Annotated in this window: 16 protein-coding genes and 1 pseudogene; 11 read left to right on the top strand and 6 right to left on the bottom strand. The window is 62.5% G+C overall.

Annotated features, from left to right (window positions below):
* Window positions 1-21: 21 nt before the first annotated feature.
* A complete protein-coding gene (tal, locus tag ACL58G_RS11380) occupies window positions 22-951 on the top strand; it encodes a transaldolase (RefSeq protein WP_413338635.1) in 930 nt (309 codons plus the stop codon).
* 51 nt (window positions 952-1,002) lie between these two features.
* On the opposite strand, the pseudogene ACL58G_RS11375 reads toward tal, so the two are convergent.
* Both ACL58G_RS11375 and tssK read right to left on the bottom strand, forming a co-directional pair.
* Window positions 1,003-1,188: pseudogene (locus ACL58G_RS11375) on the bottom strand (methyl-accepting chemotaxis protein); the annotation flags it as partial.
* Between the two features lie 123 nt (window positions 1,189-1,311).
* Window positions 1,312-2,646 (bottom strand): type VI secretion system baseplate subunit TssK, encoded by a 1,335-nt coding sequence (tssK, locus tag ACL58G_RS11370; protein ID WP_440966935.1) that lies wholly within the window; start codon window positions 2,644-2,646, stop codon window positions 1,312-1,314.
* Between the two features lie 123 nt (window positions 2,647-2,769).
* Between tssK and tssE the strand changes: the two genes are divergently transcribed.
* The 6 genes from tssE to ACL58G_RS11340 all read left to right on the top strand — a co-directional run bounded on the left by tssE (window position 2,770) and on the right by ACL58G_RS11340 (window position 11,836).
* Window positions 2,770-3,216, top strand: a complete 447-nt coding sequence (gene tssE, locus ACL58G_RS11365) for a type VI secretion system baseplate subunit TssE (protein ID WP_413383416.1) — start codon at window positions 2,770-2,772, stop codon at window positions 3,214-3,216.
* Window positions 3,217-3,227: 11 nt separating this feature from the next.
* On the top strand, window positions 3,228-5,042 hold the full coding sequence (gene tssF / locus ACL58G_RS11360; protein ID WP_440966933.1) for a type VI secretion system baseplate subunit TssF: 1,815 nt from the start codon (window positions 3,228-3,230) through the stop codon (window positions 5,040-5,042).
* Window positions 5,006-6,079: a type VI secretion system baseplate subunit TssG gene (gene tssG, locus ACL58G_RS11355; protein WP_440966932.1), complete on the top strand. Its 1,074-nt coding sequence runs from the start codon at window positions 5,006-5,008 to the stop codon at window positions 6,077-6,079. The genes tssF and tssG overlap by 37 nt, the downstream gene beginning before the upstream one ends.
* Window positions 5,989-10,701 carry a type VI secretion system tip protein TssI/VgrG gene (tssI, locus tag ACL58G_RS11350; RefSeq protein WP_440966930.1) on the top strand — a complete coding sequence of 1,571 codons (4,713 nt, stop codon included), beginning with the start codon at window positions 5,989-5,991 and terminating at the stop codon, window positions 10,699-10,701. Before tssG ends, tssI begins: the two co-directional genes overlap by 91 nt.
* A complete protein-coding gene (locus tag ACL58G_RS11345) occupies window positions 10,698-11,441 on the top strand; it encodes a DUF7738 domain-containing protein (protein WP_440966928.1) in 744 nt (247 codons plus the stop codon). The genes tssI and ACL58G_RS11345 overlap by 4 nt, the downstream gene beginning before the upstream one ends.
* Window positions 11,442-11,581: 140 nt before the next feature.
* Window positions 11,582-11,836, top strand: coding sequence for a PAAR domain-containing protein (locus ACL58G_RS11340; protein ID WP_440966926.1), 255 nt, complete (start codon window positions 11,582-11,584; stop codon window positions 11,834-11,836).
* 72 nt (window positions 11,837-11,908) lie between these two features.
* On the opposite strand, the gene ACL58G_RS11335 is transcribed toward ACL58G_RS11340, so the two are convergent.
* A complete protein-coding gene (locus tag ACL58G_RS11335; RefSeq protein ID WP_440966924.1) occupies window positions 11,909-12,532 on the bottom strand; it encodes a TetR family transcriptional regulator in 624 nt (207 codons plus the stop codon).
* A gap of 157 nt (window positions 12,533-12,689) precedes the next feature.
* On the opposite strand from ACL58G_RS11335, the gene ACL58G_RS11330 reads away from it, so the two are divergent.
* The 4 genes from ACL58G_RS11330 to ACL58G_RS11315 all read left to right on the top strand — a co-directional run bounded on the left by ACL58G_RS11330 (window position 12,690) and on the right by ACL58G_RS11315 (window position 19,674).
* Window positions 12,690-13,925, top strand: a complete 1,236-nt coding sequence (locus ACL58G_RS11330; RefSeq protein ID WP_440966922.1) for an efflux RND transporter periplasmic adaptor subunit — start codon at window positions 12,690-12,692, stop codon at window positions 13,923-13,925.
* Window positions 13,926-13,955: 30 nt separating this feature from the next.
* Entirely contained in the window at window positions 13,956-17,111 is a 3,156-nt protein-coding gene (locus tag ACL58G_RS11325) for an efflux RND transporter permease subunit (RefSeq protein ID WP_413383392.1), read from the top strand.
* A gap of 8 nt (window positions 17,112-17,119) precedes the next feature.
* On the top strand, window positions 17,120-18,535 hold the full coding sequence (locus ACL58G_RS11320) for an efflux transporter outer membrane subunit (RefSeq protein ID WP_440966920.1): 1,416 nt from the start codon (window positions 17,120-17,122) through the stop codon (window positions 18,533-18,535).
* A gap of 308 nt (window positions 18,536-18,843) precedes the next feature.
* Window positions 18,844-19,674, top strand: coding sequence for a M28 family peptidase (locus ACL58G_RS11315; protein WP_440966919.1), 831 nt, complete (start codon window positions 18,844-18,846; stop codon window positions 19,672-19,674).
* Here the strand turns inward: ACL58G_RS11315 and ACL58G_RS11310 are convergent.
* The 3 genes from ACL58G_RS11310 to ACL58G_RS11300 all read right to left on the bottom strand — a co-directional run bounded on the left by ACL58G_RS11310 (window position 19,643) and on the right by ACL58G_RS11300 (window position 21,304).
* Window positions 19,643-20,371, bottom strand: a complete 729-nt coding sequence (locus ACL58G_RS11310; protein WP_440966917.1) for an aquaporin — start codon at window positions 20,369-20,371, stop codon at window positions 19,643-19,645. The two genes, ACL58G_RS11315 and ACL58G_RS11310, sit on opposite strands and share 32 nt — an antisense overlap.
* An 81-nt stretch (window positions 20,372-20,452) precedes the next feature.
* Window positions 20,453-20,818, bottom strand: coding sequence for a response regulator (locus ACL58G_RS11305; RefSeq protein ID WP_440966915.1), 366 nt, complete (start codon window positions 20,816-20,818; stop codon window positions 20,453-20,455).
* A gap of 93 nt (window positions 20,819-20,911) precedes the next feature.
* On the bottom strand, window positions 20,912-21,304 hold the full coding sequence (locus ACL58G_RS11300) for a VOC family protein (RefSeq protein ID WP_413383382.1): 393 nt from the start codon (window positions 21,302-21,304) through the stop codon (window positions 20,912-20,914).
* Window positions 21,305-21,335: the final 31 nt, after the last annotated feature.

Raw genomic sequence — 21,335 nt, 5'->3', positions numbered from 1 at the left:
ACTCCTCTTTCCTGCCGCATCATGAACCAACTCGAACAGCTCAAGCAGTACACCACCGTGGTGGCCGACACCGGCGACTTCCAATCGATCAAGGCCTACGCGCCGCAGGACGCGACGACGAATCCGTCGCTGATCCTGAAGGCCGTCCAGAAGCCGGAATACCGTCCGCTGCTGGAAAAGACCATCGCCGACTTCCCGAACGCGTCGACCGAGGAAATCGTCGACCGCCTGCTGATCGCGTTCGGCACCGAGATCCTGAAGTTCGTGCCGGGCCGCGTCTCGACCGAAATCGACGCCGCCCTGTCGTTCGACACGGAAGCGACGGTCGCCAAGGGCCGCGAACTGATCGCCCTGTACGAAGCGGCCGGCATCCAGCGCTCGCGCGTGCTGATCAAGATCGCATCGACGTGGGAAGGCATCCGCGCCGCCGAGATCCTCGAGAAGGACGGCATCCGCTGCAACCTCACGCTGCTGTTCTCGCTGTGCCAGGCCGTCGCCTGCGCCGAAGCGGGCGTGCAACTGATCTCGCCGTTCGTCGGCCGCATCTACGACTGGTACAAGAAATCCACGGGCACCGACTACCAGGGCGCGGACGATCCGGGTGTGCAGTCGGTCAAGCGCATCTACCAGTACTACCGCAAGTTCGGCTACAAGACCGAGGTGATGGGCGCGAGCTTCCGCAACACGTCGCAGATCCTGGAATTGGCCGGCTGCGACCTGCTGACCATCTCGCCGGACCTGCTGCAGAAGCTGGCCGACACCGAAGGCGCCGTCGAGCGCAAGTTGGTGGCGGACGCGAATGCCGACATCGAGAAGATCGCCCTCGACGAAAAGACGTTCCGCTTCATGCTGAACGAAGACGCGATGGCGACCGAGAAGCTGGCCGAAGGCATCCGCGCGTTCTGCGCCGACTCCGGCAAGCTGAAGAAGATGATCGAAGAGATGCGCTGATCCGCACGGACCGCGCAAGTCAAACGGCAGCCCGCGGGCTGCCGTTTTTGTTTAACGCGTGAGCATCAGGCGCGGCGCCTCGACCGCGTCGAGACGGAACACGCTGACCAGCTGCCCCAGCACGGCCGCCTGTTCCTGCAGGCTCTGGGCCGTATGGGCCGCCTGCTGCACGAGTCCCGCGTTCTGCTGGGTCACCGTGTCCATCTGCGTGATGGCCCGGTTCACCTGCTCGATGCCGCAGCGCGTCAGCAGCATGGCACCACGTATGCCCTCGCCGCGGCGGCGGGCATCGCGCTGCTGGGCGCTTGCATCAGCTTTGCGCGGCTGCACCCGCGCACGAAAGGCCGATGAGGGCCGGGATCATTGCGTGAACGCGATCAGTTCGATGTTCAGTTCACGCATCCCGGCCGGGGCATAGATCGCGATCGCTTCCGCTTTCAACGCATTGTCGTAGAGGCCGTTCCTGGTCGACACCGAGAAGTAATACGTGTCGGGACGGACCGGCACGGCGGCCGGCACCTGCGGCATGTGCGTCAGCGCGATGCCGGGAAGGGCCGACGCGACGATGCGTTCGATGTCGTCGGGCGATCCGATCTTGAACCGGATCGGCACGGCGGACACCAGCTCGAGCGCCGGCATGTCGGCGCTCACGGCCAGGCAAAGCTGCGTGTCCTGGCTCAGCTTCGCCGGATCGAGCGCACCTCTGAAATGCGTGCGGCGATTGTCCTCGGCCACGAGCGGAATCGTGAAATACCTGGCCGAGATGACGGTATCGACGAGGTCCCGGATCACCGCATCGAGCTGCGCGAACGTGACGCCGGGATCCGCGTGGTCGTAGGCCGGCAAGTCCGACGTCGCGTACCTGTCCGAAAAGGTCATCAGGCCGCCCGCAAGCGCGAGCAGCTTCTCGTACAGCGCCTCCGGATGCTGTACGCGGGAACGCGCGCAGTGCTGCAGGGATGCGTTCGCGGTGCTGATGACGTTCAGCATCCACCAGGACGTGATGTCGCCGGCGTGGACCTCATAGGTGGACGCGTTCGTCTTCCGGTGCGCGGCATGGAGGGACACGATCTTCGCGGTCAATGCGCTCATCAGGCCGTCGAGCAGTTGCTGGAGCGGACGGGCAGCACCGATCGCCACGCACGGCGGGACAAACGTCGGATCGACCTCGAAACCGCCGCGCGGATCGCGATGGATGCGCAGCACGGGAAAACTGACGTGGCCATCGCGCGGCTCGGCATGCGAAACGAGCCGGGCCCGCTTCTTCAGGAATGGCACGTCGATCGGCACCGCGTCGCTGAACAGGTCGGACGTCTCCGACTCGGCCAGCGCGTAGCGGCCGCCTTCCTCCGCATTCGCGCCATGCGGCCGAATGGTCGGAAGCGCGGCATACATCGTGAACGTATTGATGTCCTGGGGCAGCTGGGTCAGGTCGACCGGGACCGGCAGCAAGTCCGTCGCGGGTGCCTCGTAGACCGCCCCGTCCGGGAAGATCAGCGACATGGCCTGGGCTTCGAGCAGGTTGTGACCCAGCGCATCCCTGTTCCACTCCAGTAGACGGGCGCCCCAGAAATGCGGATTGAGCGCCGACGCCATCCTGAGCAACCGCGTCTCGTGATACAGGTCCTGCCTCTGGAAATGCTGGGGTCCCAGCGTCAACCCCTCGGACCACAAGATCTTCGCGCCCAAGCTCATCGTTGCCTCCCCGTTCAAAATTTGCTCAAGAAAGCATGGCGGGCATTGCGCATCGGTCTGTTGAGAGGGCGCAACTTTATTCTCAGCAAGAGGGGAATAATGGCGGCTTTAAAGGAAACCAGCATGCAGAGTTTCACGCCAGGTTTGTTCGACCGTCTGGATGCCGATGACGACGCCTTGCACACGTGGAAGGAGAGCATTACACGCGACCTGGAAGCGCTCCTGAACACCCGTTCCGCCCTGCTGCCCGATACGCTGGCCGGCTATCCCGAAGTCAGCGGATCCATCGTGAACTACGGCCTGATCGATTTCGCCGGCATGTGCATGACGAGCGACACGGACCAGAAACGTATCTGCACCGCGGTCCGGCTGGCCATCGAGCGGCACGAACCGAGGCTGCACAAGGTGACGGCGACGCTGCAGCCCAGGAAAGGCGCCATCAACCGGGTCGACTTCGTGATCACCGCCCAACTGAAGAACGCGCCGGTAGCCGATCCGATGCTTTTCAACGCCGTGTTCCAGCCGTCGCTCCAACGCTATTCGATCCAGAGCGTGCGTAACGCTCCCTAGGCACACACATCATGGACGAACTGTTTGCGCAATACGAACGCGAGCTCGTCACCATGCGGCAGCTGTGCCGCGAATACGCCGAGCGCTATCCGAAAGTCGCGGCCAAGCTGCAGCTCGGCGGCGAGGCGTGCGACGATCCGCATGTCGAACGCCTGATCCAGTCCGTCGCCCTGCTGTGCGCGCGGGTGTCGAAACGGCTGGACGACGCCTATCCGCAATTTACGGAAGCGCTGCTCAACCTCCTGTTTCCGCATTATCTGAGGCCGTTTCCGTCGTGCGCGATCGTGCGCTTCCTCCCGGCCGCCGGCGGCGCCGGAACAGTGCGGCGCGGGACGCTGCTCGAATCGGCACCGGTCCGCAGCGTGCACTGCAAATTTCAGACCGCATACGATGTCGCGCCATCCCCGGTCGCCATCGCGTCCGCCCGCTTCGATGCGGTGATCCGCGCGCCATCGTCGACCGCGGTCGCGCCGGGCGTGTCGGCGGCGATCGGCATCGAATTCGCGGCCCAAGTTCCAGCCGGTACCCCTGCGCGCATGCGGGTATATCTCGACGGCGACGCGTCGTTCTGCGCGGCGCTGCGCGATGCGCTGTTCATGCGCACGGCATCGGCGTACGTCCAGGCGGGCGCGAATGGCGCCTGGATGCCGCTCGGCGCGATACCGGTGTCGGCGGTCGGGTTTGGCGACGACGACGCCCTGATCCCGTTCGACGCCCGCTCGCACCGTGCCTACCGGCTCCTCGCGGAGTATTTCGCCTTCCCGGAAAAATTCAACTTCTTCGACATCGACCTCGCCGCGCTCCGCGCCCGGCTGCCATCGGACTGCACCGGCTTCACGCTGCACCTCGCGCTGGCGGGCATCGCGCCGGGATCGGACCAGGCCAGGATGCTCGCGGGCCTGTCGGCACAAAGCCTGCTCACCGGCTGCACCCCGGTCGTCAACCTGTTCAGGCAGCCGGGGGTCCCGGTCGGATACACGCAGCGCACCGCGGAATACCCGGTCCTTGCCCATCCCGCGCATGCATCCGGGTACGAAGTGTATTCAGTCGACCGGGTCCACATGGTGCGGCAGCGCGGCAAGGACATCGCCCCCATCGAATTCCGTCCGTTCTATGCGCTGCGCCATGGCGAGAGCGATGCGCACAAGGGCCGCTACTGGATACTGCGCCATGACGACACACTGGCGGTCACCAGCCCGGGCCATGAAAAAGTCATCGCGCTCGTCGATAGCTCCGGCGAGCCGCTCGACGTCGAGCAGACGACGCTGTCGATCGACCTCACCTGCACCAACCGCGACCTGCCCTGCCTGTTGAAATGCGGGTCGACCGACGGCGACCTGACGATACCCGGCGCGGCGCAGGGCGGGAGGATACGTTTCCTGCGCAGGCCCACGCGTCCCCATCGCCTGGCAAACGGCCAGGGCGCCCATTGGCGCCTCATCTCCCACCTGACGCTCAACCACCGCGCCCTGGCGCTGGAAGGGGCCGACGGCCTGCGCGAGATGCTCGCGCTGTACGACTTCACCGGGTCCGCAGTCTCGCGGCGCCAGATCGCCGGCGTCGTCGGCCTCGAACATGCCGAGACGACGGCGTGGATCAGGCACAAGCGCGGAGCCTCACTGGCACACGGGACCGAAGTGCGCCTGACGATCGACGAAGAGGCCTTCGTCGGCGCCGGCCTGCACCTGTTCGTGCAGGTCATCGACCAGTTCTTCGCGCTGTATGTCCAGATGAACAGTTTTATCGAGGTGGTGATCCTGTCACACCAAACCGGAGAGGAGCTGTTCCGATGCAAACCACGAAGTGGGAGCACGCCGTTGTCGTGATCGAGCGCCTGCTCGCGGCGCCGTACCGGTACAGCTTCGCACAACTGCTGAACATCCTTGTACGGATGCTGCGCCGACAGGGTATTCCGTACCCCCAGGCGTTCAACCAGGTGCTGCGCTTTCAAAACAGCGTGTCGCTGGCTTTTCCTGCAAGCGAGATCGAAAGCATGCAGGTCGAATCAATCGGCGCTGCCGGTACGCCCCGCATTCACATCACCCCCGGATTCATCGGATTGCTGGGCGCGAGCGGCACATTGCCGCTGCATGACACCGAACGGGCAGCCGCCAGGACGGGCGCGGCCGCCAGGACGGGCGCGGCCGCCGACGAAAGCTGGAAGCCGTTCATCGACCTGTTTTCGAACCGGGCCATCGGCCTCTTCTACGAGGCATGGGGAAAATACCGGGTCGAGCATGGCCTGGACACGCGCGCCCGGGACGATCTGCTTCCGCTCCTGGCCGCATTGGGCGGTCTTCGGCCCACGAGTTTCGGACCGGACCGGCCCTTCGCATCGATTCCAGCGGAAGTCGCCGCCTTCTACGCCGGCTTGCTCAGGACACGCCCGATTGCCGCTTCGACCGTGGAACGTGTTCTCGGCGAGTACTTTGGCGTGCCCGTGCGCGTCGAAGAATTCGTCGGCGCCTGGGATCCGATACGGGCCGGGATCCGCAGCACGCTTGGCGTCACCGATCCCACCCTCGGCCATGGCGCCGCGCTGGGTGGGCGCACGTGGCGCAACGACTTGCGCGTCCGCCTGCATATCGGCCCCCTGGATGAGGAGCAGGCGAATGCATTCCTGCCGCATGGGCGGGCTCACGCGGCATTGAAAGAAATGGTCAGCCTGTTCGCCGTGCCCTCCGTCCAATATGAAGTCAGGCTTTTGCTGAGCAAGCCGTGTCTTAAACCGCTGACCTTGACGACCAAAGGGCAGGATCGGCGACGTCTTGGATGGAATTCATTCCTGACCGGTACGGAAGGCAAGGCGAGCCGGCCGGAGATTCGGGCGGCCCTTCAGCTTCTTGCTGCCAATCAAAGTTAGCGGCCATTCGGTTGAGTACCTTAACCGGCGGAAATCAGAAACCTGACAAACCATTGGAGGCATTGCATGGATGGGAGTCAAGCGATCGCGGCAGGCGCTGCGCTGTCGGTGTTCAGTCTCAATGCGCAGCACGACCGCTTGATGCGCCTGGCATTCCCCCGGGGGACGGGCCTGATCCCATTCTCCTGCCGAACCGATTGAGCGCGCACGAAGAAATCTGCCGCTGCTTCCGCTATGAGGTCGAACTCCTGTCGGACGACGCACGGATTCCCTTGAAGGCGATGATGGGCAGGATGGTGACGATTTCCATCGTGCGCGAAGACGGTTCGCTGCGCTACTTCAACGGCTACGTCACCGAATTCCAATTCTTGCGCGCCGACGGCGGTTTCGCGTTCTATCGCATGGTGCTCGAACCATGGCTGGCATTCGCCAGGCTGCGCAAGGACAACGTGTCGTTCCACGGCAAGAGCGTCATCGAATTGACCGAGCTGACCTTTGCCCATTACCGCCAGGCCGACTGGCATGCGGTCATCGTCGGCGACTATCCGCGCATGACCTGCGCCAACCAATACGACGAGACCGACTACAACCACCTGCACCGCCGCTGGGAAGATCTTGGGCTGCACTACTGGTACGAGCACCGGGCCGATGGGCATACGCTCTGGCTCAGCGACAGGAGCACGCTCGCGCAGCCCATCGATCCGGCCGGGATCGACGATTCCGGAGAAATTCCGTTCCGCGACAAAGCCGGTTCGCTCGAAGACGACGGCATTCGGGAATGGAGTCCCGTTCGTCGCATCGGTTCCGGCCAGACGACCCTGGCCAGTTTCGATTACAAGAACCCGATCGTGCAGCGGTCGACCGCCGAGTCACTCAATGACCAGGGCGACGTCTTCCCGTACGAGATCTACGAGAATTCCGGTTCGTACGGTTTCCGGACCCACGACGAGGGCGAACGGATCGCACAGCAGCGCATGGGCGAGCGCGATGCGAACACGCAGTATTTCGAAGCCCGGGGCAACGATCGCACTGCCCAGCCGGGCCGGTGCTTCAAGCTCGGCGGCCATTTCAGCGCCGAGTTGCGCGTTCCCAAGCGCGGCGAGCCGGCCCAGCCCAGCATACGCGACCGCGACTACCTGATCCTGAGCGTCGATCACGAAGCCAGTAACAACTACCAGGCCGGGCCGGGGGCACCGTCGCATTACGAGAATTCGTTCCGGTGCATGCGCAAGGATATCCAGTGGCGTCCGGGCCGGCACTACAACAGCAAGCCCTGCACTTATCCCGGCATCCAGACGGCTATCGTGGTCGGGCCGGCCGGCTCCGAGATCCATACCGACGGCTACGGGCGCGTCAAGGTGCAGTTTCATTGGGACAGGCTGGGCAATTATGACGAGAACAGTTCGCCTTGGCTTCGGGTCATGTCGCCGGGGGCGGGGAGCGAATTCGGGAATATTCGCCTGCCGCGGATTGGTGAGGAAGTGGCGGTGGTTTATCTCGACGGGAACATCGACCATCCAGTAATACTAGGATCGTTGTACAACTTCACGCATATGCCGCCGTGGAGGTTGCCTGAGCAGCAGGCGTTGAGTGGGTTGCGGAGCCGGGAGCTGCAGGCGGGAGAAGGCAACGGACGCGGTAATCATCTGGTGCTCGATGATACTCCGGGCAAGATCCAGGCGCAGTTGAAAAGCGATCATCAGTGCAGTCAGCTGTCGCTCGGACATATTACACGCGTCGAGGACACGTCCGGCCGAAGGGATCCTCGTGGCGAAGGGTGGGAGCTTGCTACAAATGCGTGGGGTGTCGCGCGTGCGGGCCAAGGCATGCTCATCACCACGGAGATGCGGCCGAATGCTTCCTCCCATATCAAGGATATGGGAGAGACGACGCAACGGTTGACGGCAGCGGCAGAATTGCAGGAGCAACTTGTCGCGATGGCCCAGCACTATGGCGCTCAAGAGAAGCAGGAACCCCTGCAAGAAGACGCCGTTCAGGACCTTAAATCCCAAAACCAGGGCATCCGGGGTGTCAGCAAGGGGGCGTTTCCAGAATTGGCCGAGCCACATCTAGTCGTCGCAAGCCCTGCGGGCATCGAACTCAGTTCGGCACAATCTACCCATATCGCCAGCGGCCGCCATACGGCCATCACCAGCGGCAAAAGTCTATCGATCGCCAGCACTGATGGTTTATTCGCGAGCATTGGCAAGACATTTCGTTTATTCGTGCACAAGGCCGGGATGAAGCTGATCGCCGCGGGTGGCAAGGTCTCCGTACAAGCGCAGGACGATGATGTCGAGGTTATCGCCAACAAAGTCCTTGCGCTCCTGAGCGAGTCGGATTGGGTGAACATCAGGGGCAAGAAAGGCGTGAGGTTGCATGGCGCTAATCACATGCTCGAGATTAGCGATCAAACGCAGTTCTTCACTTCGTCACCCGTTCTTTTCCACGGCAATCTTGAAACCTTGCCTTCGAAGAAGATCTCTGCTGCGCCTGAACAGAAAAGACAGCCTTTCACTGGCACCCTTGCCGTCAGTGCCGCTATAGAAGCTGATCGCCACCTTGAGAGCACCTTTGCTTTCAATCAACTCGATCAAGTCGCTAGAAACTTTACACATGCCGAATTCGTGATGTTCTTAGCACCTATATTTGGCTACGACATCCCTGCAGAAATCTATATCAAGCTGTACCACGAACTTAAAAATGGCTCAATCAAACCGCCGACCATAAAGGTAATGAAGAGTTGCCATTATCCTGCCTCGTTTGACAACGAAACACGTGAAATCTGGGTGCATCAGGCAGCTGCGGATCGCGCCGCAGAGGACAACGACAACTCCTGGGAATTGCTGACCGCATTATTACATGAATTTGGTCACTATATTGATGCAGTGCTACGCAACGACTTGGCCGAGAAAAAACCGGATGGCACTACGACACCTGCGTCAGATGCAGAAGGGGATGAGGGCGCGAAATTTGCCTACAATATAGCTTTCTTTGACTTTTGCGATAGCGACTCGACACCGTATGCAAGTTATCGTTCCCCCACCTTTAAGGGAGAACTCAAAGTCGATTACCATGCGGTACGGCAAGCCATACAAAAATCGCAAAATGAGGATGCGCAGCGCAAAGAAGGCAAGGATGGCAATGTTGAATTCTTTGGCGCTGGCATGGGAGAACATAATGAAGATCGACCCAGCTCATCGTTTGGGCACCAATCGATCGAACGGGCTTTATCTGACTCATCCGCACATTTTAGAAAAAAAGATGTACTCGACCATATATATTTCGGCAACTGGTTACGGGATTACTCACAATTACTCGATCCGTCTATCGTCCGAAAGCCTGAAGCGCCTAGAAATTTTCCAACGGCGTTTTCTCGCCAAGAACTAACAGAGCTGGTAGACATTTTTGCCGAAACAAAATTTGTCACCGACCCAAAACTAAAGCCCATATTCACAGTAACTCCTTCGATATTAGGGGTATACCGACCTGTAGAGCATATTGACAATCCAACGAATAATCATCCCAACTCCCCGGATCCGCATACCATCGACAAAGATTTCGAGCCGAAACCCTCCACTGAATATACTTCTGTCGATCCAGCAACGTCAATGAAGAGTTATATCATTTCTTCAGCCACATACATGTTTAGCGAGATAAACAAGGCGATAACTGCTGGCCCAGGACCTGAGGGATACAGGCACTTTGGCGCAGCACTTCATGTACTTGAAGATTATTTCGCACATAGTAATTTCGTCGAACTTAGCTTAAGGAAATTAGGACATGCTCATGTCCTTCCATGGACATCATCCGCCCCTGGAAAACACAGTTTTCCCGTCGTTACGGGGATGTTTGACTCTGATGACGTTATTGCCAGCACGGCGGGAACTATCGCAGATATATTATTCAAGGCTGAATGGGAATTCAAACCAACCAGACCTGGTGAGCGAACGAAAGCAGATCGAATCATACTTATCTTGCTGCGTGCGCATAGTGATCCACGAGTATTGAAGGCTTATGAATATTTTCTAAAAGGAAGAGATTGGCTTGCAGAAAAGCCGGCATTTAAATACATAGAAGCAATCCCTTTTTATACTGTTGGATTGATCTCCAATATTTATGACTTCGTCTACAGCACCTTGCTTCACCTTGTTGGAAATAGCGTCGACGATCAACAAGTTGCACGTGCAGGGGATCCCAATACAAACGGATCGACCAATCCAACACATTCTCAACTAGCAAAAGATCATGACAATCATCCATTCCATACCCTAGCTGCGGAATTAGCGAAAGAAGCCGTGAAAAAAGTCGGATCAGCCATTGCAGCCCGTTGGTGGGATGGGGATACAGCAGCGAATCCTGCATTGATTGCTCGAGGTTTTATGACGCATCCATTCGATACAAACTGGCAAGACAAAATAGTAGCCGATTGGGCAAAAAAACATCCGCAAGAGGTGAAACGCGGGGAGTCCGCAACGGAGTGGGAGGCAATCGAGAAAGCACATAAAAAAGAAGTCCTAGAATCCATAGACAGAGCTAAAAAAACAAACCAAAATGCTTGGGATTACATCAATAAAAACTTTACAACACTCTTCAATGAAAAGAATCAAATTCAAAAATGAATAAGACATTCCTTCGTGGACCAATACTTGCACTGGCGTTGTTCGCTGCTACTGGCAAAGCCACAGAACCTTCCGACCAGTTACCTTCCACGAATATAAAAGAACCCACGATGTTAGATCGGTGGAATGAAGTCAAACGTCGAGCTGCGCTAGCGACAGGCGCAATAACTGAGCCCCCTCCACCTCGACGCATCAAAAGATATGCCAAACCGGAAATCATTATAAAAGGGTCAAGCATATTTTTTGACGGAAAACTTCTTGAATTTGGTCGTCCGTTGACGTCATGGAAAAATATACTTAAGAGAAATCCACATTGCGATAAGACAGGAATAGAGTGGTGCGTGTGGCAAGATTTGGGATTAGAAATTTACACAAGCGAGGAAGATAACTATGGCGTGGGCACTATCGTAATTAAGCTAACGATATCTGAGGATCTTCTTAAAGAAACAAGAACACCATATCCAGACGGAACGCCTGATAACACACCAAAGGCTGACTGGTTAGCTCGCCACCCGTTCATGGGCTATCTAGAAATAGATGGATTTGGAATTGATAAAGATACGAAGTTCTGGGAACTTCAATCAAGCATTGATACTCGCCGAAATCTGAGCTGCGGACTTAGAAGCTGTGAGTTTCCTAGGGGAATATTCGGCCCCAGCAGCATGATCGCCTTACACCTAAATGGAGGGAGCGAATCATCAACAATTGAAGAGATAAAGATTTACACCACATCATATTAAGCCGCACGCTTATTTTCAGCATCGCAGCACTGGACATGACCGAAATCTTTTAATTTATCTAACCAGGCAAAGCTGGAAATTCCAGTCGCAAGCGAATCGCTCGAATTGCGATCTCCAACGATAAACGAATAAAATCGAAGATGAAACATCAAGGGCGTGGCGTCATTCGCCTCAACGACAAAACCGATCACGGCGGCCGGGTCATCGGCGCATCGTCAGGCACAAACGTGATGGGCGTTACCGCAGCACTTCAGGGCGACATGACGCACTGCCCGAAGTGCAAGGGTAACTTTGCAATCAAACCTGATGGTGCTGGAGCGCGGCACGAGGGCAAGCCATATGCTTATGACGGAGACGTGACGGAGTGCGGCGCCCGACTGATGACATCATTGTGAGTCGACCAGACCGTGAACGGCGACTCACTTTGCAAGCAGACACGTCATAGTTACCTCTAAAGCACGTTAGTGCTACACACGTCCCGCCCGCAACCCCTCCAGATACGGATCAATCACACACTTCCCCAACGCCAGCAAATCGAAATCCTGCGGATCGAACATCCAGTTGCGAATCAGCCCATCGATCATGGTCCACAGGCCCAGCGCCACGCGGGCCGCATCGATGTCGCGTGAGATGAGTCCCTTGTCGATGGCCAGGCGGATGCGGCGCTCGGCCCGGCTCTTCCAGTTGGCCAGGTTGTCCTGGCGCCGCTGCCGCACCGCATCCATCTCGCCCACGAACTCCACCTTCAGCGTGGCGATCTCGAACACGCGCCGCGCCCCCGGATCGTTGACCGTCCGGTCCAGCACCGCCAGCATGTGGTTGCGCAGGTCGACCAGCGGGTCGTCCGACTCCACCTGGTCCAGCACCTGCATCTCCGCCTCCAGCGGCAGGATCGCCCGCTCCATCATCGCGTTGAACAACGCGCCCTTGTCGTCAAAGTGCCAATAAATGGCGCCGCGCGTCACACCGGCCGCGGTTGCGATATGCTGCAACGTTGTACGAGAAACACCCTGTTCGACGAACAATTTTTCAGCAGCATCCAAAATGCCGTCGCGGGTCGCTGCCGCTTCTTCCTTGGTTCTGCGGGCCATCCGCCTGCCTCTCCGTTTTTATAGGTAGGAAACATTAAACATACACTCGTGATAGTATATCGGGGTTTTCCCAAAAGTCAGTAGTAAAACCGCCTGTTGTGCCGAAGAAGTGTCGCAGGACGGTTTTATTCTTTTTTCCACAAGAAGGAAGCATTGAATGCGCTCTGCCAACTCCTCCTCCCTCACCCTGTCCAGGATCGCCGCGAGCACCCTGGTCGCCGTGGCCATGCTGTCGGCCTGCGGCTCCAAGGATAACGCCCAGGCCGGTCCAGGCGCCGCTGGCGCCAAGATGCCGCCTCCCCAGGTCGGCGTCATCACCACGAAGATCCAGCCGGTCGCACTCGAGACCGAACTGCCGGCCCGCGTCGAGGCAATCCGCACGGCCGAAGTGCGCGCCCGCGTCAACGGCGTCGTGCTGAAGCGCCTGTTCACCGAGGGCAGCTTGGTCAAGCAGGGCCAGTCGCTGTTCCAGATCGATCCGGAGCCCTACCAGGCCCAGCTGAACGCCGCCCAGGCCGCGCTCGGCCGTGCCCAGGCGAACCTGACGTCGACCTCCGCCACGGTCGAGCGCTACAAGCCGCTCGTCGAGGCGCAGGCCGTCAGCAAGCAGGAATTCACGAACGCCGTCGCCGCCCAGAAGCAGGCCGAGGCGGACGTCAATTCGGCCCGGGCCCAGGTGCGCATCGCCAAGATCAACGCCGACTACGCGAACGTGTACGCCCCGATCTCGGGCCGCATCGGCCGCGCGCTCGTGACGGAAGGCGCGCTCGTCTCCGCCACCGAAGCGACGCAGATGGCGCTGATCCAGCAGACCGACAACGTCTACCTGAACATCACCCAATCCGCCGCCGAACTGCAGCGCCTGCGCAAGAACGCCGGCGACAAGGGCCTCGGCGGCAGCGTACCCGTGACCGTCGTCGCGGACGACGGCACCGTGCTGCCGACGAAGGGCAAGCTGCTGTTCTCGGACATCACCGTCGACCCGACGAGCGGCCAGGTCACGTTGCGCGCCCAGGCGGCGAACCCGGACAACGCCCTGCTGCCGGGCCAGTACGTGCGCGTGCGCCTGGCGCAGGCCGAGCTGCCGAACAGCATCCTGGTGCCGCAGCAGGCCGTCACCCGCGGCGGCCCGAACGGCGATACGCTGACCGTGATCGGCGCGGACAACAAGCCGACCCCGCGCACGGTGAAAATCGGTTCGCAGAACGGCGAGAACTGGGTCGTCACGGATGGCCTCAAGGAAGGCGAGCGCGTGATGGTGGACGGCTTCCAGAAGCTGCAGATGCTGCCGCCGGGTACGCCGGTGCAGCCGGTGCCCTGGGCGCCGGTCGGCGCCCAGGCAGCCCCGGCCGCGGCCAATGTGCAGGCGTCCGCCGCGCCCGCCGGCAAGTAAGCAGGCAAGGCTAGATAAACAGGAACCACAATGGCACGTTTTTTTATTGACCGCCCCATTTTTGCCTGGGTGATCGCGCTGTTCATCATGGTGCTTGGCGGCGTCGCCATCAAGCAGCTGCCGATCGCGCAATATCCGACCGTGGCGCCGCCGTCGATCGTCGTCAGCGTCGCGTACCCGGGCGCTTCCGCGCAAACGCTGGAAGATTCCGTCATCTCCGTCATCGAACGCGAGATGAACGGTGCCGAAGGCATGATCTACATGGAGTCGACCAGCCAGGCCAACGGCACCGGCTCCATCACGATCAGCTTCGAGACCGGCACCAATCCCGACCTGGCCCAGGTCGACGTCCAGAACCGCCTCGCGCGCGCGACCCCGCGCCTGCCGGCCGCGGTGACCCAGCAGGGCGTGCGCGTCGACAAGGCCCGTTCGAACTTCCTGCTGTTCACGATTCTCTCGTCCGACGACCCGTCCTGGGACACCGTCGCGCTGGGCGACTACGCGTCGCGCAACGTACTGCCGGAGATCCAGCGGATCAAGGGCGTCGGCCAGGCGCAGCTGTTCGGTACCGAGAAGGCGATGCGCATCTGGATCGACCCGGCCAAGCTGGTCGGCTTCAACCTGTCGCCGGATGACGTCAACACCGCGATCCGCCAGCAGAACGCCCAGGTGGCATCCGGCACGATCGGCGACCTGCCCGTGGCCAAGGGCCAGCAGATCACCGCGACCGTCGTCGTCACGGGCCAGCTGGCCACCGTCGAGCAGTTCGGCAACATCGTGCTGCGCGCGAATCCGGACGGCTCCACCGTGCGCCTGAAGGACGTCGCCCGCATCGAGATCGGCGGCCAGGCCTACGCCACGTCGACCCGCCTGAACGGCAAGCCGTCGACGGGTATCGGCGTGCAGCTGTCGCCGACCGGTAACGCGCTGGAAACCGCGAAGCTGATCAAGGCACGCATGAATCAGCTGCAGAAGTACTTCCCGAAAGGCATGAAGTACTCGATCCCCTACGACAGCACGAAATTCATCCAGATCTCGATCAGCCAGGTGGTGGAAACCCTGATCGAGGCCGTGATCCTCGTGTTCATCGTGATGTTTGTGTTCCTGCAGAACTTCCGCTACACGATCATCCCGACCATCGTCGTCCCGGTCGCCCTGCTGGGCTCCTTCGCGACACTCCTCGCGATGGGCTTCTCGATCAACGTGCTGACGATGTTCGGCATGGTCCTCGTGATCGGTATCGTCGTCGACGATGCGATCGTGGTGGTGGAAAACGTCGAACGCATCATGTCCGAGGAAGGCCTGCCCCCGCTGCAGGCCACGCGCAAGGCGATGGGCCAGATCTCCGGCGCCATCATCGGCGTGACCGTCGTGCTGATGTCCGTGTTCGTGCCGCTGGCGTTCTTCCAGGGCGCGGTCGGCAACATCTACCGCCAGTTCTCGATCGTGATGGTGTCGTCGATCGGCTTCTCGGCGTTCATGGCGCTGTCCCTCACGCCGGCGCTGTGCGCGCACCTGCTCAAGCCCGTGGAAGCGGGTCACCACATGGAGAAGAAAGGCTTCTTCGGCTGGTTCAACCGCACGTTCACGACGGGCGCCAAGCGCTACGAAGGCATCGTCGGCAAGATGCTCAAGCGTTCCGGCCGCGCGCTGGTCGTGTTCGTCCTGCTGGTCGGCATCGTCGGCCTGATGTTCGCGCGCCTGCCGAACTCGTTCCTGCCGAACGAAGACCAGGGCTACATCATCGCCAACATCCAGCTGCCGCCGGGCGCCACCGCCAACCGCACCAACGTCGTCCTGCACGCGCTGGAAGACTATGTGCTGAAGCAGCCGGAAGTGGCCGACATGGTCGCCGTGACGGGCTTCTCGTTCACGGGCCAGGGCCAGAACATGGGCCTCGCGTTCATCCCGCTGAAATCGTGGGACGAGCGCAAGGGCAAGGGCCAGAGCGCGCAGGATCTCGCGGGCCGCATCACGGGCCACATGATGGCGCTGCGCGACTCGTTCATCTTCGTCGTGAGCCCGCCGCCGATCCCGGAACTGGGCCGCGGCACCGGCTTCTCGTTCCGCCTGCAGGACCGCGGCGGCCTCGGCCACGCCGCCCTGCTCCAGGCGCGTAACCAGCTTCTCGGCATGGCGATGCAGAGCAAGGTGCTGACGGGCATCCGTCCGGAAGGCCTCGAAGATGCGCCGCAGCTAAAGCTGAACATCGACCGCGACAAGGCGCAGGCCCTGGGCGTGACGTTCGGCGCCATCAACACGGCGCTGTCGACGTCGCTCGGTTCCGCGTACGTGAACGACTTCCCGAACGCCGGCCGCCTGCAGCGCGTGATCGTGCAGGCCGACGCGCCGGAGCGCATGCAGCCGGAAGACCTGCTGCGCATCAACGCCCTGAACACGAAGGGCCAGCCGGTGCCGCTGTCCGCGTTCGCGACGACCCAATGGATCACGGGTCCGATGCAGACCTCGCGCTACAACGGCTATTCGTCGATGAGCATCACGGGCGATGCCGCCCAGGGCTATTCGACCGGCCAGGCGCTCGACGAGATGCAGGCGCTGGCCGCCAAGCTGCCGGCCGGCTTCGCGTATGAATGGACCGGCCAGTCGCGCGAGGAAATCCTCGCCGGTTCGACCGTGTTCGTGCTGATCGGCTTCGCGCTGCTGGCCGTGTTCCTGGCGCTGGCCGCGCTGTACGAAAGCTGGTCGATCCCGGTGGCCGTGCTGCTCGTCGTGCCGCTGGGCGTGCTCGGTTCGCTGCTCGCGGCATCGATGCGCGGGCTGTCCAACGACGTGTACTTCAAGGTGGGCCTGATCACCATCATCGGCCTGGCCGCGAAGAACGCGATCCTGATCGTGGAATTCGCGAAGGACCTGCAGGCGCAGGGCAAGTCGCCGTTCGAAGCGGCGCTGCAGGCGGCGCACCTGCGCTTCCGTCCGATCATCATGACGTCGCTCGCGTTCATCCTCGGCGTGCTGCCGCTGGTGGTCGCCAGCGGCGCCGGCGCCGCGTCGCAGCGCGCGATCGGTACGGGCGTGATGGGCGGCATGCTGACCGCGACGGCACTGGGCGTGTTCTTCGTGCCCGTGTTCTTCGTCGTCATCCGCGGGTTCTTCAAGGGCAGCGAACGCCAGCGCAAGAAGTACGCGCACGAAGAAGAAAACACTGTCATCGACTCGAAAATCTGATGAACAACATGAAACGACTCACTCCCCTGGCCATGGCCCTCGTACTGGCCGGCTGCGTGAACCTGGCGCCCAAGTACGAGCGGCCGCAAGCGCCGGTGGCGGGTGCCTTCCCGACCGTGGAAGGCACCGTCAACAGCGGCAACGCCGTCGCGAACGAGGCGCCCGCCGCCATCGCGTGGCAGCGCTTCTTCACCGATCCGCGCCTGCAGCAGCTGATCACGCTGGCCCTGGAAAACAACCGCGACCTGCGCGTTGCCATCCTCAACATCGAGGCGGCACGGGCGCAGTACCAGATCCAGCGCTCGAACCAGTTCCCGGCCATTAACGCCGGCATCACGGGCCAGCGCCAGACGACGGGCAAGGACCAGCCGATCAGCAGCGTGTACCAGGCCGGCCTCTCGGTGTCGGCGTTCGAGCTGGACTTCTTCAGCCGCGTGCGCAACCTGTCCGACGCCGCGCTGGCGCAATTCCTCGCCACCGAGGAAGCGCGCAAGACGGCGCAGATCAGCCTGATCGCGCAGGTCGCCAACACGTACCTGACGTTCCTCGCGGACGAGGAATTGCTGTCCCTGACGCAGCAGACCCTGAAGACGCGCGAGGAATCGCTGCGCCTGACCAACCTGCGCTTCGAGAACGGCGTCTCGTCCAAGCTCGACCTGCAGCAGGCCGTGTCGCTCGTCGAACAGGCGCGCACCACGCTGGCCCAGGCCCAGCGCCAGCGCGCGCAGGACCTGAACCTGCTCACCTTGCTGATCGGCCAGACGATCCCCGGCAACCTGCCGGCCGGCGCCACGCTCGCGACGACGAACCTGCCGGACCTCCCGGCCGGGATGCCGTCCGACCTGCTGGCGACCCGTCCGGACATCCGTTCGGCCGAGCAGCAGCTGATCGCGGCCAACGCCAACATCGGCGCGGCGCGCGCGAACTACTTCCCGCGCATCACCTTGACGGGCAGCGCGGGCACGGCCAGTTCCGAGCTCTCCGGCCTGTTCAAGAGCGGCACGTTCGGCTGGACGTTTGCGCCGCAGGCGATCCTGCCGCTGTTCGACTTCGGCCGCACCCGCGCCGGCGTCGAGAGCGCCCGTGCCCAGCGCGACATCGCCGTCGCGCAGTACGAAAAGTCGATCCAGACCGCGTTCCGCGAAGTGGCGGACGCACTGGCCGGCCAGGCCACGTACAGCGAACAGCTGCGCGCCCAGCAGGCCGTGGCGGCCGCCGAGACGGACCGCTTCAACCTGTCCGACCTCCGCTACCGCAACGGCACCGCGAGCTACCTGGACCTGCTGGACGCCCAGCGCTCGCTGTTCACCGCGCAGCAGCAGGCCATCCAGGCCAACCTGCTGCGCCTGCAGAACCAGGTCACGCTGTACCGCGTGCTGGGGGGTGGCTGGAGCGAGCCGGGGCCGGCGACCGCCGCGCGCTGATGAGCCGTCGCCCCCGCGCAGGCGGGGGCCCAAGTTCGACGCGTATCGGCTGCGCGTACAAATTGGGTTCCCGCCTGCGCGGGAACGACGTTCTGGCGCCAGCGAATTTATTTCCGCGCGCCATTGAGAACGATCCCGACCGGGGCCGGCCGCGATTTCGGTATCATGAAATCGCAGGCCGGCCCCGGTTTTCCATTGCATGCACGGGCGGCCCCGGCAGCCGTCGCCGGACGGCGTCCGCCAGGACCGCAACGCGCGCCGAGCCCGGCCTGTCCGGCACGGTCGCCCCTTGCGCCGCGCCCCACGCCATGCGACATTTTTTTCGTGCACACTGGAAAGCCATCGTCGCCATCGTCCTGCTCGTGGTGCTGGCGACGATGACCGTGAACCCCGGCGCCGCCATGCCGGAACCGCCTTTGGCCATGCGCCTGCGCACGCACGTGACGGCGCTCGCGGGCGGCCCGCAGGACGCCACCTACATCGGCAACGTGCTGCAGGCGGCCGGCTACGCCGTGCGGGACCGCGGCGGGACCGGCCACGAACGCCGCATCGAAGCCGTGCTGGCCAGCGTGCCCCCGGGCGAAAAAGCGGCGCGCACGTTCATCGTCGGCGCCCGCGATGACGGCGCCGAGGACGGCGCGCCCGGAACGGCGGCCGTGCTGGAACTGGCGCGCCTGCTGGCGAGTGTGCGCCCGAGCAGCGGTACCGAGATCCGCTTCGTGTTCTTCCTCGCGCCGAAAGCCGCCGCGCTTCCGGGCGTCGACGACGCCCTCCCGTCCGCCGAGCGTCCGGGCAGCTTCATCGCCTACGTGGGCAGCCTGGCATCGTCGCGCGAGGTGCAGGACGCGCTGTCCGCATTCCAGAGCGTCGCGGCCGGCCCCGCGCACGGCCTCGCGACGCCCGCCTACATGCAGGGCGTGACCCTGTCCGACCGCGCCGGGTGGCACCATCCCGGCGCCGGCCTGCCCGCCCTCGTCCTCACCGACACGTCGTTCACGCGCTTCCCGTTCCGCCAGGCGGACAATGCCGCGCCGGATACGGACGAGCCGCCCGAGCAGGTCGTCTTTGCCGGCATGGCGCGCGTGGTGGGCGGCCTCGCGCGCACGCTCACGGCGCTGGCTGCCGGACAGCGCGGATAAGACCCGGCGCGTCCGCCGTGGTCTCCTGCCGTGCGCGCGGATACAGCCAGCCGAAGATGACGGTCGCCGCCGCCGCGCCGGCCAACTGGGCCAGCACGTAGCCCGGCACGTCCGCGAGCCGGATGCCGGCGCACGTGCCCGTCGCCGCGCGCGCCAGCGTGAGGGCGGGATTGGCGAACGACGACGACGCCGTGAACCAGTACCCCGCGACGATGAACAGGGCCGCCGCATACGGTGTGGCGCCGGGCCGCGTGCGCGCGCAGCCGATGATCGTGGCCAGCAGGCCGAACGTGGCGACGCCTTCGCTCCACCACAGCCCGGCGCCCGTGCGCGCCTGCGTCGCGGCTGCGAACACGGGTTCGCCGAACATCGAATGCGCGAGCGCCACGCCGGCGAACGCGCCGGCCACCTGCGCGGCCAGGTATGGCAGCACGAGCGCGCCCGGCAGGTTGCGCTGCCACGCTTCGGACAGGGTGACGACGGGATTCAGGTGCGCGCCCGAGACGGCGCCGAACGCGAGGATCAGCACGACGAGGCCGCAGCCGGACGCGATCGAATTGACGAGCAGCGCGATGGCCGCATTGCCGCCCGCCAGCCGGTCGCCCATGACGGCGGAACCGACGACGACGGCCAGCAGCAGGGCGGTGCCGAGCCCCTCGGCGACGAGGCGGCGCACAAGTTGGTCGAAGTGCTTCATGGCACGTATTGTGAGCGAGCGCCCCACCGCGCAGTACCACCGTTCCGGTCTGTTCAGCCGATACGAAGACGCAGGACCGGCCTAGACTGGCTGCTGGATCAGGGAGGGAATGATGTCGAGCAGGTCGGACATCGACACGGGCTTCGACAGGAAGCGTACGCCCGGCGGCATCGTGCCGGCCTCGATGGGATTGCCCGAGATGACAAGGGCCGGCAGTTCGGGCTGCAGGCCGCGCAGGGCGTGGATCACTTCGATGCCGTTCATGCCCGGCATGCGGAAATCCGTGATCAGCAGGTCGATCGGGCCGGCCTCGCCGATGCGGACGGCGTCGCGCCCGTTGTCGGCGACGGACACGCGATAACCGGCGATGCTCAGGTAGCGCTCGAATACGTACAGGATGGCTTCTTCGTCATCCACGACGAGGATGCGTGGCGGTGCGGGTGGCATCGGCCAGCTTGCCTTTCATTGAAACTTATGCAAGCAAGACTGTAACACACGGCCTCGGGGATGCCCGGCACGTTTCGCGCCGTTATCCAACGCCTATTTGGGACGGAACAGCGCGCACAGCTTGTGACCGTCCGGATCGCGCACGTACGCGAGATACAGCGGCCCCAGGCTGCTCTCACGCAGGCCCGGCGGCGCCTCGATCGACGTGCCGCCCTGGGCGACCGCCGTGTCGTGGAACGCGTGGACCTGTTCGGGCGACGCGCATTTGAAGCCGATCGTGGCGCCGTTCGCGCACGTCGCTTCGGCGCCGTCGATCGGCTCGGTGATGCAGAACGAGCCCCCGTCGTGGCGGTAGAACAGCCGGCGCTGGCCCGTCAGGTTCGTGTTGGGGAACGGCTCGCCCACGCCGAGGACGCCCAGCACGGCGTCGTAAAAACGCTTCGAACGATCGAGGTCGTTGGAACCGATCATGATGTGACTGAACATGCTTGTCCTTTCCTGAAGATGGATGCCGCGG

Source organism: Massilia sp. GER05, from assembly GCF_052056005.1.
Lineage (GTDB): Bacteria > Pseudomonadota > Gammaproteobacteria > Burkholderiales > Burkholderiaceae_D > Telluria > Telluria orientalis.
This window is presented reverse-complemented; position numbering and strand designations above follow the sequence as displayed.